Raw genomic sequence first — 14,963 nt, forward strand, 5'->3', positions numbered from 1 at the left:
CACAAAAACCTCAGGAGCAAAACTCCATGTCGCAGAAGATTTTCAGAAAAGGCTTTCTGGCCCTCGCGGTAACCACGGCGCTGGGCGTTTCTTCCTTTGTCGAGGCTGACGTTGTAATCGGGGTCGCCGGTCCGCATACCGGGGCGAATGCGTCCTTCGGCGAGCAGTACTGGCGTGGGGCGAGTCAGGCCGCCGAAGACATCAATGCCGCTGGCGGCATCAACGGCGAGAAGATCAAGCTGGTGAAGGCGGACGACGCCTGCGAGCCGAAGCAGGCCGTGGCCGTGGCCAACCGCCTGGTCGACCAGGACAAGGCGGTTGGTGTGGTCGGGCACTTCTGCTCGTCCTCGACCATCCCCGCGTCCGAGGTCTATGACGAGGCCGGCATCATCGCCATCACCCCCGGCTCGACCAACCCGGCGGTGACCGAGCGCGGTCTTGCCGGCATGTTCCGCATGTGCGGTCGCGACGACCAGCAGGGCATCGTTGCCGGCGACTACATCGTCGACGTGCTCAAGGCCAAGAAGGTCGCCATCATCCATGACAAGGACACCTACGGTCAGGGCCTGGCCGACGCCACCAAGGCGCAGCTGAACAAGCGCGGCGTCAAGGAAGTCCTCTACGAAGGCCTGACCCGTGGCGAGAAGGACTTCAACGCCCTGGTCACCAAGATCCGCGCCTCCGGCGCCGAGGTCGTCTACTTCGGCGGCCTGCACCCGGAAGCCGGCCCGCTGGTGCGGCAGATGCGTGAACAGGGCCTGACCGCCAAGTTCATGTCCGACGACGGCATCGTCACCGACGAACTGGTCACCACCGCCGGTGGCGCGCAGTACGTCAACGGCGTGCTCATGACCTTCGGCGCCGACCCGCGCCTGATCCCCGACGGCAAGGCCGTGGTCGACAAGTTCCGCGCCAGCGGCTTCGAGCCGGAAGGCTACACCCTGTATGCCTACGCCTCGCTGCAGGCCCTGGCGGCGGCCTTCAACGGCGCCGGCAAGACCGACCCTGCCGCCGCTTCCAAGTGGCTGAAGTCGCACCCGGTGCAGACCGTGATGGGCAAGAAGGAATGGGACCAGAAGGGCGACCTGAAAGTCTCCGACTATGTCGTCTATCAGTGGGACGAAAAGGGCAAGTACCACCAGCTGGACGCGTTCAAGAAGTAACCGCCACCCGATGGTCCGGCGCGTGCCGGCCATGCGGCAGCGGGACTGGAATCGGACTGGGGCGGGCGTTCTCCCGTGCCGCCCCGCCGACGCCCGCCTGAACGGTCATGCCCCTGGGCTGTTCAGCGGTGCTTCCCGTTCCCTGCCGTGCGGCCTCGCGCTGCCGGTCCTGAAGCGCGGTCATGCGTCTGGCGCACTACCCGTCGGCGTCGCCACGAGCGGCGTCGGCATCTCCGCAGGTCGACGTCCGTCCGGCACTGGTCACGAGCCGGTCCGCCGCCGGTACGTCCGCCTTTCCTGCCCTGTTTGCGTGAGTACCCAATCGTGGACGGTATTTTTCTCCAGCAAATGATCAACGGGCTGACCCTCGGGTCGGTCTATGGCCTGATCGCCATTGGCTACACCATGGTTTACGGCATCATCGGCATGATCAACTTCGCCCATGGCGAGGTGTACATGATCTCCGCCTACCTTTCGGCCATCGGCCTGGCGCTGCTGGCCTTCTTCGGCCTGGAATCCTTCCCGCTGCTGATTCTCGGCACCCTGATCTTCACCATCGTGGTCACCGGCATCTATGGCTGGACCATCGAGCGCATCGCCTACAAGCCGCTGCGCAACTCCACGCGCCTGGCGCCGCTGATCTCCGCCATCGGCATGTCGCTGATCCTGCAGAACTACGTGCAACTGGCCCAGGGCCCGCGCCAGCAAGGCGTGCCGACCCTGCTCGACGGCGCCTTCAAGCTGCACATCGGTAGCGGCTTCGTGCAGCTCACCTACGCCAAACTGTTCATCCTGATCGCCTCCTTCGTCGGCATGGCCGTGCTCACCTATGTGATCCAGCACACCAAGCTCGGCCGCATGTGCCGCGCCACCCAGCAGGACCGCAAGATGGCTTCGATCCTCGGCATCAACACCGACCGGGTGATCTCCTACGTGTTCGTCATCGGCGCCGCCATGGCCGCACTGGCCGGCGTGCTGATCACCATGAACTACGGCACCTTCGACTTCTATGCCGGCTTCATCATCGGCATCAAGGCCTTCACCGCCGCGGTGCTCGGCGGCATCGGCTCGCTCCCCGGGGCGATGCTCGGCGGCCTCATCCTCGGCGTCGCCGAGGCGCAGTTCTCCGGCATGGTGAACACCGACTTCAAGGACGTGTTCTCCTTCTCGCTGCTGGTGATGATCCTGATTTTCCGACCGCAAGGACTCCTGGGCCGGCCCCAGGTGGCAAAGGTGTGAGCATGACTTCCGCAAGCGCTTCCGCCCCGCGCCTCAACCTGAAGAAGAGCCTGCTGGACACCGTTCTCGCCGGCCTGATCGCTCTCATCGTCTTCGGCCCCATCGTCGGTGTGGTGCTCGATGGCTACAGCTTCAACCTGCAACCCGTGCGCCTGGCCTGGATGATCGGCGCGGTGATGCTCGGCCGCCTGCTGCTGAGTCTGTTCCTGCAGACCACCAGCGGCCTGCGCGTGCTCGATCGCTTCGACAGCTCCGACTCCGGCATCAGCGTGCTGCCGCCGGGCTACAAGTCCCAGTTGCGCTGGATCATCCCGCTGGTGATCGCCATTGCCGTGGTCTTCCCGTTCTTCGCCAACAAGTACCTGCTGACCGTGGTCATCCTCGGCCTGATCTACGTGCTGCTGGGCCTGGGCCTGAACATCGTGGTCGGCCTGGCCGGCCTGCTCGACCTCGGCTACGTGGCCTTCTACGCCATCGGCGCCTACGGCCTGGCCCTGGGGTACCACTACCTCGGCCTGGGCTTCTGGACGGTGCTGCCGCTGGCGGCGCTCAGCGCGGCGATGGCCGGTGCCTTGCTCGGCTTCCCGGTGTTGCGGATGCATGGCGACTACCTGGCGATCGTCACCCTCGGCTTCGGTGAGATCATCCGCCTGATCCTCAACAACTGGCTGTCCTTCACCGGTGGCCCGAACGGCATGCCGGTGCCGTCGCCGACCTTCTTCGGCCTGGAGTTCGGCAAGCGCGCCAAGGAGGGCGGCACGCCCATCCATGAGTTCCTCGGTGTCGAGTACAACCAGAACTTCAAGTTCCTGTTCATCTACATCGTGCTGTTCCTGGTGGTGCTGCTGGTGCTCTACATCAAGCACCGCCTGACCCGCATGCCGGTCGGGCGCGCCTGGGAAGCGCTGCGCGAGGACGAGGTGGCGTGCCGCGCCATGGGCCTGAACCACGTGCTGGTGAAGCTCTCGGCGTTCATGCTCGGCGCCTCCACCGCCGGCCTGGCCGGGGTGTTCTTCGCTAGCTACCAGGGCTTCGTCAACCCGTCGTCGTTCACCTTCTTCGAGTCGGCGCTGATCCTCGCCATCGTGGTGCTCGGCGGCATGGGCTCGACGGTCGGCGTGGTGATCGCCGCGTTCGTTCTCACCGTGACCCCGGAGTTGCTGCGCAGCTTCGCCGACTACCGGGTGCTGATGTTCGGCATCCTCATGGTGCTGATGATGATCTGGCGGCCGCGCGGACTGATCCGCATCAGCCGCAGTGGTTTCGCCGTACGCAAGGGGGTGGCGCCATGAGCGACAAGATTCTCAGCGTCGAGCACCTGATGATGCACTTCGGCGGCATCAAGGCGCTCAACGACGTCAACCTGGATGTCGAGCGCCACTCGATCACCGCGCTGATCGGCCCCAACGGCGCCGGCAAGACCACGGTGTTCAACTGCCTGACCGGCTTCTACAAGGCCACCGGCGGGCAGATCCTGCTCAATACCCAGGGCTCGCCCACCGACGTCATCAAGGTGCTCGGCCAGCCGTTCGAGGCTGGCGACTTCGTCAACCCGGCGCAGTTCGGCAGCCGCCTGTACTACAAAATGTTCGGCGGCACCCACCTGGTGAACCGCGCCGGCCTGGCGCGGACCTTCCAGAACATCCGCCTGTTCCGCGACATGTCGGTGGTGGAGAACCTGCTGGTGGCCCAGCACATGTGGGTCAACCGCAACCTCGTCGCCGGCATCCTCAATACCCCCGGCTACCGCCGCGCCGAAAACGAGGCGCTGGACCACGCCTTCTACTGGCTGGAAGTGGTCGATCTGGTGGATTGCGCCAACCGCCTGGCCGGCGAGATGTCCTACGGCCAGCAGCGCCGCCTGGAAATCGCCCGGGCCATGTGCACGCGGCCGGAAATCATCTGCCTGGACGAACCGGCGGCGGGCCTCAACCCGGCCGAGACCCAGGCGCTGTCGCGGATCATCCGCTTCCTGCGCGACCACCATGGCATCACCGTGCTGCTCATCGAGCACGACATGGGCATGGTCATGAACATCTCCGACCACATCATCGTGCTCGACCACGGTGACGTGATCGCCCGTGGCCTGCCGGCGGAGATTCGCCATAACGAGAAAGTGATCGCCGCCTACCTCGGCGCAGACGAAGAGGAGCTCGCATGACGGCGCCAATGCTGGAATTCCGTGAAGTGGATGTTTTCTACGGGCCGATCCAGGCGCTGAAGAAGGTTTCTCTGGTGGTCAACGAAGGCGAGACGGTGGCGCTGATCGGCGCCAACGGCGCCGGCAAGTCGACCCTGTTGATGTCGATCTTCGGGCAGCCGCGCGCGGCGGCCGGGCATATCCTCTACCGCGGCGAGGACATCGCCCGGCGTTCGGCGCATTACGTCGCCTCCAACGGCATCGCGCAGTCGCCGGAAGGCCGGCGGGTGTTCCCCGACATGACGGTGGAAGAGAACCTGCTGATGGGCACCATCCCGGTCGGCATGGCGCACGCGCAGGAAGACATGCAGCACATGTTCGACCTCTTCCCGCGCCTGAAGGAGCGGCGCAATCAGCGCGCCATGACCATGTCCGGCGGCGAGCAGCAGATGCTCGCCATCGCCCGCGCGCTGATGAGCCGGCCGAAGCTGCTGCTGCTCGACGAACCCTCGCTGGGCCTGGCGCCCATCGTGGTCAAGCAGATCTTCCAGATCCTCCGCGAACTGGCGCAAAGCGGCATGACCCTGTTCCTCGTCGAGCAGAACGCCAACCACGCGCTGCGGCTCTCCGACCGTGGCTATGTGATGGTCAACGGCGAGATCCGCCTGAGCGGCAGCGGCGCCGAACTGCTCGGCAACCAGGAAGTGCGTGACGCCTATCTGGGCGGGCATTGACCCAGCCGCTCACGCCCTGGGTGTGAGCGGCCGCTTCCAGCCTTGCGCCTGATGCCATGGCGGGCCCTCTTCCTCGCGGAGCGGGCTCGCCGTGCGCTGAACCCCATTGCCAGAGGTCCCCATGCAGGACGTTCGTTTCCTCACCAATGCCGACGTCGCCGAACGCCTGGCTTATCCACAACTGATCGAGGCCCTGCGCCAGGGCCTGGCGAGTGCCTGCGAGGCGCCGGTGCGCGGCTGCCATGCGCTGCCGGAAAACGCCACGCTGCTGACCATGCCGGTGTGGCGGCCGGGGCAGGACATCGGCGTCAAGCTGGTCACCGTGTTCCCCGGCAACGGCGCCAAGGGCCTGCCGGCGGTGGCCGCGCTGTTCTGCCTGTTCGATGGCGAGAACGGCCGGCCGCTGGCGATGCTGGAGGCGTCCGAGCTGACCGCCCGGCGCACCGCCTGCACTTCGGCGCTGGCCGCCGACCATCTGGCCCGGACCGATGCCGAGCGCCTGCTGGTGGTCGGCAGCGGCACCCTGGCGGCGCACATGGTGCGTGCCCATGGCGTGGTGCGCGGCTACCGCGACATCGCCATCTGGGGGCGCCAGGCGGACAAGGTCGCCGCCCTGGTCGAGCGCCTGCGCGCCGAGGGCTACCCGGTACGCGCCTGTGCCGAGCTGCGCGAAGGCGTGCAGCAGGCAGACACCATCAGTTGCGTGACCACTTCGCGCGAGCCGCTGGTGCTCGGCGAGTGGCTGCGTCCCGGCACTCACCTCGACCTGGTCGGCGCCTTCCTGCCGAGCATGCGCGAAACCGACAGCGAGGCCGTGCGCCGCGCGCGTATCGTCGTCGATACCCGCGAGGGCGCGCTGGAAGAGGCCGGCGACCTGCTGATCCCGATGGCCGAAGGGGTGATCGGCGAGGCGGATATCCACACCCAGCTCAGCGATCTGCTGCAGGGCCGCGGGTGGCGTCAGGACGCAGCGGAAATCACCCTGTTCAAATCGGTCGGCTATGCCCTGGAAGACCTGATCGCGGCGCGCCTGCTGGTGGGGCAGTAAGCGCGCAAAGTTGTCCAGCGAAACAGTGGATCAAGTTGTGGATAAGCCTTGGGCAGAGTGCTGCAGCCGCCAGCGCAGCGCGCTTGCAGAGGCTCGCCGGTTTTTTCGCCAGCGCCGCTAATTCCCTGTATGGACAGACAGTTAGCGCACGCGCGGGGTTTTCCGTGGAAGCGCTGGCTTGTCCCCGGAAACTGTTGGAAGAACTGTGGATAAGCCTGGGAAAGACGCGCCTGAGGCAGACGCCGCGCGGCCTCGGCGCAAGCGGGTGATTTTTGCTCAAGGCGCCTGGCGCGGTTTTTCAGTCAGGCGACGCTGGTGCGCTGCTACGGGCCGTGTCCGGCTTATCCCCGGCGTCTGTTGAGCGGCCTGTGGAAAACATGGGGGAAAGCGCCGGCAGGCCGCTGCCCGCGCCATGCCCAGGCATTCGCTCGATTTTTGTTCAATGACCTCCGAGGCTGCGTAATCCTTGGGCGCTTTATTCGCAGCGGCGCACGGGCGGTTGGCCAGGAGCCGGCAAACAGGCCTTGCACAAGCTGTGGATAAGCCTGTGGGGAAGCTGCGCAGAAGTGCCCGGAAGCCAGCGCTGGAGCGGCCCATGCAACTGTGCGGGTGTTGTCCGGCGCCACTGTTATGCGATCGCCCTGGGGTGGGCTGTTATTCTCGGCTCTGACAGACACCTCGCCAGACAGACGGCCGCCGACCTTGCTCCGTGGCCGCTGGCTTCATTGCATAGGAAATGGCCATGACTTCCACCCTGTTCATCACCGGCGCCACATCCGGCTTCGGCGAAGCCTGCGCACGTCGTTTCGCCCGCGAGGGCTGGTCGCTGGTGATCACCGGCCGCCGCGAGGAGCGCCTGCAGGCGCTGGCCAAGGAGCTGTCGGCGCAGACCGAGGTTCTGCCGCTGGTTCTCGACGTGCGCGACCGCGCCGCCGTGAGCCGCGCCGTGGACGGCCTGCCGGCCAGCTTCCAGCGCCTGCGCGGGCTGATCAACAACGCCGGCCTGGCGCTGGGCGCCGAGCCCGCGCAGAACTGCGACCTCGACGACTGGGACACCATGGTCGATACCAACATCAAGGGCCTGATGTACTGCACCCGCCTGCTGCTGCCACGGCTGATCGCCCATGGGCGTGGCGCGAGCATCCTCAACCTCGGCTCCGTGGCCGGGCAGTGGCCGTACCCGGGCAGCCACGTGTACGGCGCGACCAAGGCCTTCGTCGAACAGTTCTCGCTGAACCTGCGCTGCGACTTGCAAGGCACCGGCGTGCGCGTCAGCAACCTGGAACCGGGACTGTGCGAAAGCGAATTCTCCCTGGTGCGCTTCGGCGGCGACCAGGCGCGCTACGACAAGACCTATGCCGGCGCCGAGGCGCTGCAGCCGGAAGACATCGCCGAGACCATCTACTGGATCATGACCCAGCCGCCGCACATCAACATCAACAGCCTGGAAATCATGCCGGCCAGCCAGGCCTGGGCCGGCTTCTCGGTGCACCGCAAGGGCTGAGCCGGGCATTCCGGCCTGGCCGCGCACAGCGCTTCATTCGCCATGGGCTGAGTTCGCCGAACCCATGCGCTGCGAGAAGCCGATGGGTATCGCTTCGCTCAACGCCATCCTACGTGGGGGGCGTAGGGCGAATGAAGCGGCACGCTTTATCCGCCGGTGACGATCCTCGATCTTTCTTGGACGGGGTGAGGAACCGCGCCAGGGCCCAGAGGGCTTTGCCCACGGACAGGCGAGGCTCCTTGGCGATCGCGCCTTGCGGGGCCCCGGCGCGTCAGGCGGCGCCGAGCAGGCCCTGGCGCTCGATGAAGGCGATGATCTGGTCGAGGCCCTGGCCGGTCTTCTGGTTGCTGAACACGAACGGCCGCTCGCCGCGCATTTTCCGCGCGTCCTGATCCATCACCTCCAGCGAGGCGCCGACCATGGGCGCCAGGTCGATCTTGTTGATCACCAGCAGGTCGGACTTGCAGATGCCCGGACCGCCCTTGCGCGGGATCTTGTCGCCGGCGGAAACGTCGATCACGTACAGGGTCAGGTCGGACAGTTCCGGGCTGAAGGTGGCCGACAGGTTGTCGCCGCCGGACTCCACCAGGATCAGTTCCAGGCCGGGGAAGCGCCGGTTCAACTGGTCGACCGCCTCCAGGTTGATCGAGGCGTCCTCGCGGATCGCCGTGTGCGGGCAGCCGCCGGTTTCCACGCCGATGATCCGATGCGGGTCGAGGGCCTCGTTGCGCACCAGGAACTGGGCGTCTTCCTGGGTGTAGATGTCGTTGGTGACCACGGCGAGGTTGTAGCGATCGCGCAGGGCGCGGCACAGCGCCAGGGTCAGGGCGGTCTTGCCAGAGCCCACCGGGCCGCCGATGCCGACGCGCAGGGGTTGGGAATTCATGCTGGGGTTCTCCTAGGAACGGAACAGACGGCTGTATTGCGATTCGTGGGCCATGCTCGCCAGCGCCAGGCCGAAGGGCGCGCTGCCGGGCGCCGCGTTGGCCAGGGCGGCGGCGCAGGCCCGGTCGAGTTCGGGGAGCAGGCGCGAGGTGAGTTTCTGCGCCGCCAGTTGGCCCAGCGGCAAGGCCTTCATCAGCACCGCCAACTGGTTTTCCAGCCAGCTCCAGAGCCAGGCGCCGAGCGCCTGTTCGAGGTCCAGGTCCCAGGCGCGGGCGGCCAGCGCCCAGGCGGCGGCGAGGTTGGGTTCGGTCTGTCTGCCGAGCCAGGCGCGGGCGGGCTGGTCCAGCTCCGGCAGCGCCTCCAGCAACTGAGCGAGGGAGAAGCCCATCTGCCGGCTTTCCTGGGCCAGCTCGCGGGTTTCGCGGCTGGCGCGATGGCGCTCGGCGGCGTCGTCCAGCGCGGGCCAGTCGCCGCGCGCGGCGGCGCGCAGCAGTTCGGCCAGCAATGGACCCTCGAAGCGCGCCAGGTTCAGCTGCAGTTGATCGCTGAGCCAGGCGAAGGCGCTTTCGGCATCCCGGACAGCGCCCTGTTCCAGCGCTGTTTCCAGGCCCTGGGAATAGCTGTAGCCGCCGATCGGTAGCTGCGGGCTGGCCAGGCGCAGCAGGGGCCAGAGCCCCGCGCTGGGGGCGCCGGAGCGCCCGCCATGGTGAAGGCTCACGTGCGCCCCCCGAACTGGTGCAGCTTCGGCGCGTAGTTGAATTCCGCCTCGCCGTGGTGCGAGTGGTGATGGCCGCCGCCGTAGGCGCCGTGCTCCGGCTGGAAGGGCGCTTCGATGCTTGCCACCGTGGCGCCGAGCTGGTCGAGCATGGCCTTGAGCACATAGTCATCGAGCAGGCGCAGCCAGCCCTCACCGACTTGCAGCGCCACATGGCGGTTGCCCAGGTGGTAGGCGGCGCGGTTCAGTTCGCGCGGGCTGGCGCACGTGACGTGCATGAGCTTTTCCGCCGCCGCGCAGACGCGCACCACGCGGCCGTCGTTGGCCAGCAGGCAGTCGCCATCGGCCAGCGGCGGCTGGCCGCGTTCAAGGAACAGGCCGACATCTTCGCCGTCGCCGCTGAAACAGCGCAGACGGCTTTTGCTGCGTGCCTCGTAGTTCAGGTGAAGTTCGGCGTCCCAGCGCTCGCGGGGGTCGATGCGTTGGTGGATGACCAGCATGGCAGTGTCCGGCAGGGGCAATGGCGGAGCTACAGCAAGGGCCTTGCCAGCCCTGGGCGGCGCCAGCAGCCACGGGGGCTGAACGGGCTGTCCGAACGATCAGGAATGCTCCGCGTGCGCGTTGCTGGTGCGCACGCAAATGGTGCGCACCCTGGTGGTGCGGCAGGTTTGTAGGACGCCTAAGCGTTCGCGGTTATCCGCCCCGCGGGGTCAGCCGCGCTGGCCGATGCCCAGCCAGTGCTTGGCGCCGATCATGATGAAGCGCAACTGCTGGGTCACCTTGGCTTCCGGTGTGAGGTGCGCCGGCAGTGTCTCGGCCGGTGGGTCGATCAGTTCGGGGAGGGTGGCGAACACCGTCTTCACCACCAGGTCGGCCATCACGTCGAGGTCCTCGGCCTGCAGGTGCGGCAGCTTGTTGAGCAGCGCCAGGTCGGCGGCCAGGTCGTCGGTGATGCGCTGGCGCAGGGCGCCGATGGCCTGGCGGATCGGCAACGAGCCGCCGTACTGCTCGCGGGCGAGGAAGAGGAACTGGGTGCGGTTGGCGCTCACCGCGTCGAGGAAGATGCGTACCGAGGCCTCGATCACCCCGCCCAGTTCGAATTCATTGCGGCGCACCACGCGCAAGGTCTGGCGGAAGGTTTCGTCGACGTCGGCGACCAGTGCCAGGGCCAGTTCGTCCATGTCGGCGAAATGCCGGTAGAAGCCGGCCGGCACTATGCCGGCGGCGCGCGTCACTTCGCGCAGGCTGAGGCTGCCGAAGCCGCGGCCACTGTCCATCAGCTCGCGCGCGGCATCCATCAGGGCCTGACGGGTCTGCTGTTTCTGTTCGGCGCGGGGTGAGGACATGGGGGCTTCCGAGGCAAGGGCGCAGGCACTCTAGCAAATGGCCGGGGAAATCCGCGAGCCGCGCTCTTTTTCAGTGAACGAGTGTTGACTGAAAAAGAGCGTCATGCCAGTTTAGTGAACAAGTGTTTACTGTCTTGGTGTCTCCCCATGTCCCTTCTTCCCTTTTCCTGGCTGAGGTCGCTGCGCCCTGTGCTGGGCCCGCTGCGCTACCTGGCGCGGCATGGCTGGCTGCGCGAGGCGGATGTCGATGCCGTGCTCCGCTGGCTGAGCCCGGCCTGGGCGCTGACGCGTGTGTATGCCCGCGTGGAGGGGCGCCAGTGGGTCGCCGACGACATGCTCGAACTGCGCTTGCGGCCCAATGCCAACTGGCGCGGCGGCTTGCCGGGGCAGCATGTGCAACTGTTCATCGAACGTGACGGGGTGCGCCTGGGGCGTAGCTACAGCCTGATCGAGCACGCCGGCGGTTGCCTGACGATCGCAGTGAAACGCCAGCCGGGCGGGCGCGTCTCGCCGCTGCTGCTCGGCCAGTTGTACGTCGGCGACGTGCTGGAGCTTGGCGAGCCGGCCGGCGCGTTGCGCTGGCCGGAGGATTCGCGCGGCGTATTGCTGCTGGCCGCCGGCAGCGGCCTGACGCCGTTGCTCGGCCTGCTGCGCGAAGCCCTGGGCGCGGGCTATCGCGGCCCGGTGACCTTGCTGCACTACGTGCGCGAGCGTGGCCAGCGCGCTTTCGCCGAACACCTGCAGGCGCTGGCCCGGCAGTATCCCAACTTCCAGCCGCGCTGGGCCATCAGCGCTGAAGCGGCGGGCGACGGCGAATTGTCCGGGCGATTCCGTGAGGCGCACCTGGACGGCGTGCCCGTCGCGCATGTGCTGGCGTGTGGTCCGGCGGGATTCGTCGCGCGCGTGCGCGAGGCCCTGGGGCCGCGCGCCGCCAGTCTGCAACTGGAGTCCTTCACGCCCCCCGTGTGGGCCTCCGACGAAGCGCGGCGTGAGGTTCGCCTGGAGTTCGCCCGCTCCGCCAGCAGCCATCGCGGCGACAGCCAGCGCAGCCTGCTGGAACAGGCCGAGGCCGCCGGCCTGCGCCCGGCCCACGGCTGCCGCCAGGGCATCTGCGCCAGTTGCACCTGCACCCTGATCGCCGGCAGCGTGCGCGATCTGCGCAGCGGCGCGCTGTTCAGTGAGCCGCAGCAACCCATTCGCCTGTGTGTCAGCGCCCCGCATGGCGACGTCACGCTCGATCTCTGACTGTTCCGGACCCCGACCCATGCGTGAAGACCGCGACCTCACCCACACCGAACTGGCCGCCTTCGGCGCCGAGCTGGACGCCCTGCGCCTGCGCACCCTGGAAAACCTCGGCGCGGCCGACGCGCGCTATATCCGCCGGGTCCGCGCGGCCGTGCGCGGCTGCTGCTGGATTGGCCGCGGACTGCTGATGTTCGGCTGGTTCCCGCCGACCTGGCTGCTCGGCACCCTGCTCCTGGGGTTGGGCAAGATCCTCGAGAACATGGAACTGGGCCACAACGTCATGCACGGCCAGTACGACTGGATGAACGACCCGGAATTCGCCGGTCGCCAGTACGAGTGGGACATCGCCGGTCCGGCCGACTTCTGGCGGCACACGCACAACCATATCCACCACACCTACACCAATGTGCTGGGCAAGGACGACGACGTCGGCTATGGCCTGGTGCGCCTGTTCCCGGAGCAGAAGTGGAAGCCCTTCTATCGCTGGCAGCCGCTGTGGGTGAGCCTCCAGGCGCTGCTGTTCCAGTACGCCGTGGCCATCCAGCACCTGCGCCTGGACAAGTACTTCAAGGGCCGCCTGGGCAAGGAGGAACTGCGTCCGCTGCTGCGCCAGTTCAACGCCAAGGTCGCCCGGCAGTGGGCCAAGGACTACCTGGCGTTCCCGCTGCTGGGGCTGTTCAGCGGTGCCTTTGGCGCCGTGCTGGTGGGCAACCTGGTGGCCAACCTGCTGCGTAACCTGTGGACCTTCACGGTGATCTTCTGCGGCCACTTCACCGAGAAGGCCGCGGTATTCCCGGCCTCGGTGCTGGAAGGGGAAACCCGTGGTCACTGGTACCTGCGCCAGTTGCGTGGCTCCAGCAACCTGGAGGGCGGCGTGCTGCTGCATATCCTCACCGGCAACCTCAGTCACCAGATCGAACACCACCTGTTCCCCGACCTGCCGGCGCGTCGCTACGCCGAATTGGCAGGCGAAGTCCGCGAGATCGCCGCGCGCTATGGGCAGACCTATAACAGCGGGAGCCTGTCGCGGCAGTTCGCCAGCGTGTTGCGGCGTATCTGGGTCTACCGGCGGCCCAGCGCCGTGGACGCCTGATAGCGCTGCCGGGACGTCCTGCGCCCGCACTGTCCGCTGGCAGAGGCTGGTGATGTGGATGGGCTGTCCCGGCGGCCGTTGCGGGTCCGGGAAAGTATGCAGTTGCCGTCGTGCAAGCGCTCATGGGTTATCTTGCAGAAGACTGATGGGGAAACTTTCTCGTATATGAAACAGTGCTGGTAATACTTAAGAATTTAATCGTCGGATGAACTAACGCTAAGGCCTTACATACAGCCGCCTTTCTATTGGGTCGAAAGAATTCAAGCGTTGCGCGGCCCGATCTTCTTTGCAGATATCGCCTGCTTTCCTGAGTTGTTCGCTGGGGTATTTCAGTGAATTTAACGACTTGCATTATTTGGCGATGGTCTATTCTCAGGTTGTTCCAGACTATTCAGTCAATATCAGGGAACTAATCCTACATATATAGACAGCCTCGATTCGGCAAGGCGGGGACGGCTTTTGTCCGCCTTCCGGCATGAGCGGACCATACTCTTGAGGTGGCCATGAAGAACAATACCTTCAAGTTACTGGCATCGCTTTCTCTTTTAGCCGTCATCACACCATTGGGAGTCAGTGCAGAAAGTCTCGCCGGCGCGGATAAAGACGCAAGCGCCGATACATCGACGCCGCTGGCCAAGCGACCCTCGCTGTTCGGCGGCAAGGGCAGCCCCAAGGAAGCACTGAGCGAACATGGTATCAACCTGGATCTTTCCTATACCCGCTTTGGCCAGGGGCTGTACAAGGGCGATACCCAGCATGACTTCCGTTCCGCCGGCAAGGTGCTGGCCAAGCTGTCGATCGATGGCGCCAAGCTCGGCTTGTGGAACGGTTTTTCGATCAGCGTCATCGGCGAATACAACGACGGTAACAACCAGAATGGCCGGGCCGGGATGATCCTGCCGGTCAATACGGTGATGAAATTCCCGGTGGAGAGCGGGTCCGGCGGTGACATGTCGATGACCATGACGCAGCGCTTTGGCGAGAAGACGTCGCTGACCCTGGGCAAGTTCAACATGGTCGAAGCCGCCTCGCGTACGCCCCTGGTCGGTGGCGGCGGCATCGATACCTTCTGGTACCTCAATCCGGCGGCCCCCATTTCCGGCCTGGTCCCGCCCTATGTCACCGGCGCCTCGCTCGGCGTCAGCACATCGCTGGCGCAACTGTCGCTGATGGTCTTCGATCCGCGCGGCTCTCAGCGCGTATCCGGCCTCGATGGCTGGGGCGATGAGGGGCATACCGAGCGCTTGTCGGCGAATTTCCCGATCAAGCCGGCGGGGCTGGACGGCAACCAGGTGCTGACCCTGGCCTATACCGATAGGCGGGGGCTGGACCTGGGCGACCTGGCTTACCTGTTGTTGCCGCCGAGCTTCCAGGTGCCGGTGAACGACAAGAAGGGCGGCTATCTGGTCACCTACGCTTTCCAGCAATACCTCTTCGAGAACACCGGCGAGTCGGGCGCCCCGGAGGGCTGGGGGGTGTTCGGCCAGATCAGCAAGATGGACGGCAATCCCACGCCCTATGAGTGGTCGGGCTTCCTCGGCATCGGTGGCAACAGTCCGCTGCCCGGACGCAGCCTCGATCGCTGGGGCCTGGTGACGTTCAACACGCGTTTCAGCAATGACCTGTCCGACAGCTTTGCGCTGCTGGGCGCCAACCTCGGCGATGAGCGCGGTTCCGAGGCTTACTACAACCTGGCGCTGACCCCCTGGCTGCGCCTGGCCGCGCACCTGCAGTACCTGCAACCGGCCGATCACGACAAGTCGAGAGTGATGCTGGCGGGCACCAGCCTGCAGATCAAGTTCTAGCGAGTGGGCGATCCGGGCTGTCCGGGTCTGTGGATATCTCACCTTT

Annotated in this window: 14 protein-coding genes; 10 read left to right on the top strand and 4 right to left on the bottom strand. The window is 66.2% G+C overall.

What is annotated here, in order from left to right; all coding sequences use genetic code 11:
* Window positions 1–26 precede the first annotated feature (26 nt).
* The 7 genes from BLQ74_RS13100 to BLQ74_RS13130 all read left to right on the top strand — a co-directional run bounded on the left by BLQ74_RS13100 (window position 27) and on the right by BLQ74_RS13130 (window position 7,828).
* Window positions 27–1,163: a branched-chain amino acid ABC transporter substrate-binding protein gene (locus BLQ74_RS13100; RefSeq protein WP_090263017.1), complete on the top strand. Its 1,137-nt coding sequence runs from the start codon at window positions 27–29 to the stop codon at window positions 1,161–1,163.
* Between the two features lie 324 nt (window positions 1,164–1,487).
* Window positions 1,488–2,402: an ABC transporter permease subunit gene (locus tag BLQ74_RS13105; RefSeq protein ID WP_090263018.1), complete on the top strand. Its 915-nt coding sequence runs from the start codon at window positions 1,488–1,490 to the stop codon at window positions 2,400–2,402.
* 2 nt (window positions 2,403–2,404) lie between these two features.
* On the top strand, window positions 2,405–3,694 hold the full coding sequence (livM, locus tag BLQ74_RS13110) for a high-affinity branched-chain amino acid ABC transporter permease LivM (RefSeq protein ID WP_090263020.1): 1,290 nt from the start codon (window positions 2,405–2,407) through the stop codon (window positions 3,692–3,694).
* Window positions 3,691–4,563, top strand: a complete 873-nt coding sequence (locus tag BLQ74_RS13115) for an ATP-binding cassette domain-containing protein (RefSeq protein ID WP_090263021.1) — start codon at window positions 3,691–3,693, stop codon at window positions 4,561–4,563. Before livM ends, BLQ74_RS13115 begins: the two co-directional genes overlap by 4 nt.
* The gene (locus BLQ74_RS13120; RefSeq protein ID WP_090263022.1) at window positions 4,560–5,276 is read left to right on the top strand and encodes an ABC transporter ATP-binding protein; all 717 of its coding nucleotides are present in this window, start codon (window positions 4,560–4,562) and stop codon (window positions 5,274–5,276) included. The genes BLQ74_RS13115 and BLQ74_RS13120 overlap by 4 nt, the downstream gene beginning before the upstream one ends.
* Before the next feature lie 121 nt (window positions 5,277–5,397).
* Window positions 5,398–6,324 (top strand): bifunctional Delta(1)-pyrroline-2-carboxylate/Delta(1)-piperideine-2-carboxylate reductase, encoded by a 927-nt coding sequence (gene lhpI / locus BLQ74_RS13125; protein WP_090263024.1) that lies wholly within the window; start codon window positions 5,398–5,400, stop codon window positions 6,322–6,324.
* Between the two features lie 742 nt (window positions 6,325–7,066).
* Window positions 7,067–7,828 carry an SDR family oxidoreductase gene (locus tag BLQ74_RS13130; protein ID WP_090263025.1) on the top strand — a complete coding sequence of 254 codons (762 nt, stop codon included), beginning with the start codon at window positions 7,067–7,069 and terminating at the stop codon, window positions 7,826–7,828.
* Window positions 7,829–8,099: 271 nt separating this feature from the next.
* On the opposite strand, the gene ureG is transcribed toward BLQ74_RS13130, so the two are convergent.
* The 4 genes from ureG to BLQ74_RS13150 all read right to left on the bottom strand — a co-directional run bounded on the left by ureG (window position 8,100) and on the right by BLQ74_RS13150 (window position 10,774).
* Window positions 8,100–8,714: an urease accessory protein UreG gene (gene ureG, locus BLQ74_RS13135; RefSeq protein WP_090263027.1), complete on the bottom strand. Its 615-nt coding sequence runs from the start codon at window positions 8,712–8,714 to the stop codon at window positions 8,100–8,102.
* Between the two features lie 12 nt (window positions 8,715–8,726).
* On the bottom strand, window positions 8,727–9,431 hold the full coding sequence (locus BLQ74_RS13140; RefSeq protein WP_090263028.1) for an urease accessory protein UreF: 705 nt from the start codon (window positions 9,429–9,431) through the stop codon (window positions 8,727–8,729).
* A complete protein-coding gene (ureE, locus tag BLQ74_RS13145; protein WP_090263029.1) occupies window positions 9,428–9,928 on the bottom strand; it encodes an urease accessory protein UreE in 501 nt (166 codons plus the stop codon). The genes BLQ74_RS13140 and ureE overlap by 4 nt, the downstream gene beginning before the upstream one ends.
* Window positions 9,929–10,138: 210 nt before the next feature.
* Window positions 10,139–10,774, bottom strand: a complete 636-nt coding sequence (locus tag BLQ74_RS13150) for a TetR family transcriptional regulator (protein WP_090263030.1) — start codon at window positions 10,772–10,774, stop codon at window positions 10,139–10,141.
* A 147-nt stretch (window positions 10,775–10,921) separates the two neighbouring features.
* On the opposite strand from BLQ74_RS13150, the gene BLQ74_RS13155 reads away from it, so the two are divergent.
* From BLQ74_RS13155 to BLQ74_RS13165, 3 genes are all read left to right on the top strand, one after another.
* Window positions 10,922–12,019 carry a ferredoxin reductase gene (locus tag BLQ74_RS13155; protein WP_090263031.1) on the top strand — a complete coding sequence of 366 codons (1,098 nt, stop codon included), beginning with the start codon at window positions 10,922–10,924 and terminating at the stop codon, window positions 12,017–12,019.
* Between the two features lie 19 nt (window positions 12,020–12,038).
* Window positions 12,039–13,112 (top strand): fatty acid desaturase family protein, encoded by a 1,074-nt coding sequence (locus BLQ74_RS13160; RefSeq protein WP_090263032.1) that lies wholly within the window; start codon window positions 12,039–12,041, stop codon window positions 13,110–13,112.
* A 503-nt stretch (window positions 13,113–13,615) separates the two neighbouring features.
* A complete protein-coding gene (locus BLQ74_RS13165; RefSeq protein WP_090263033.1) occupies window positions 13,616–14,917 on the top strand; it encodes a carbohydrate porin in 1,302 nt (433 codons plus the stop codon).
* Window positions 14,918–14,963 lie beyond the last annotated feature (46 nt).

This window comes from Pseudomonas panipatensis (assembly GCF_900099785.1).
GTDB classification, from domain to species: domain Bacteria; phylum Pseudomonadota; class Gammaproteobacteria; order Pseudomonadales; family Pseudomonadaceae; genus Pseudomonas; species Pseudomonas panipatensis.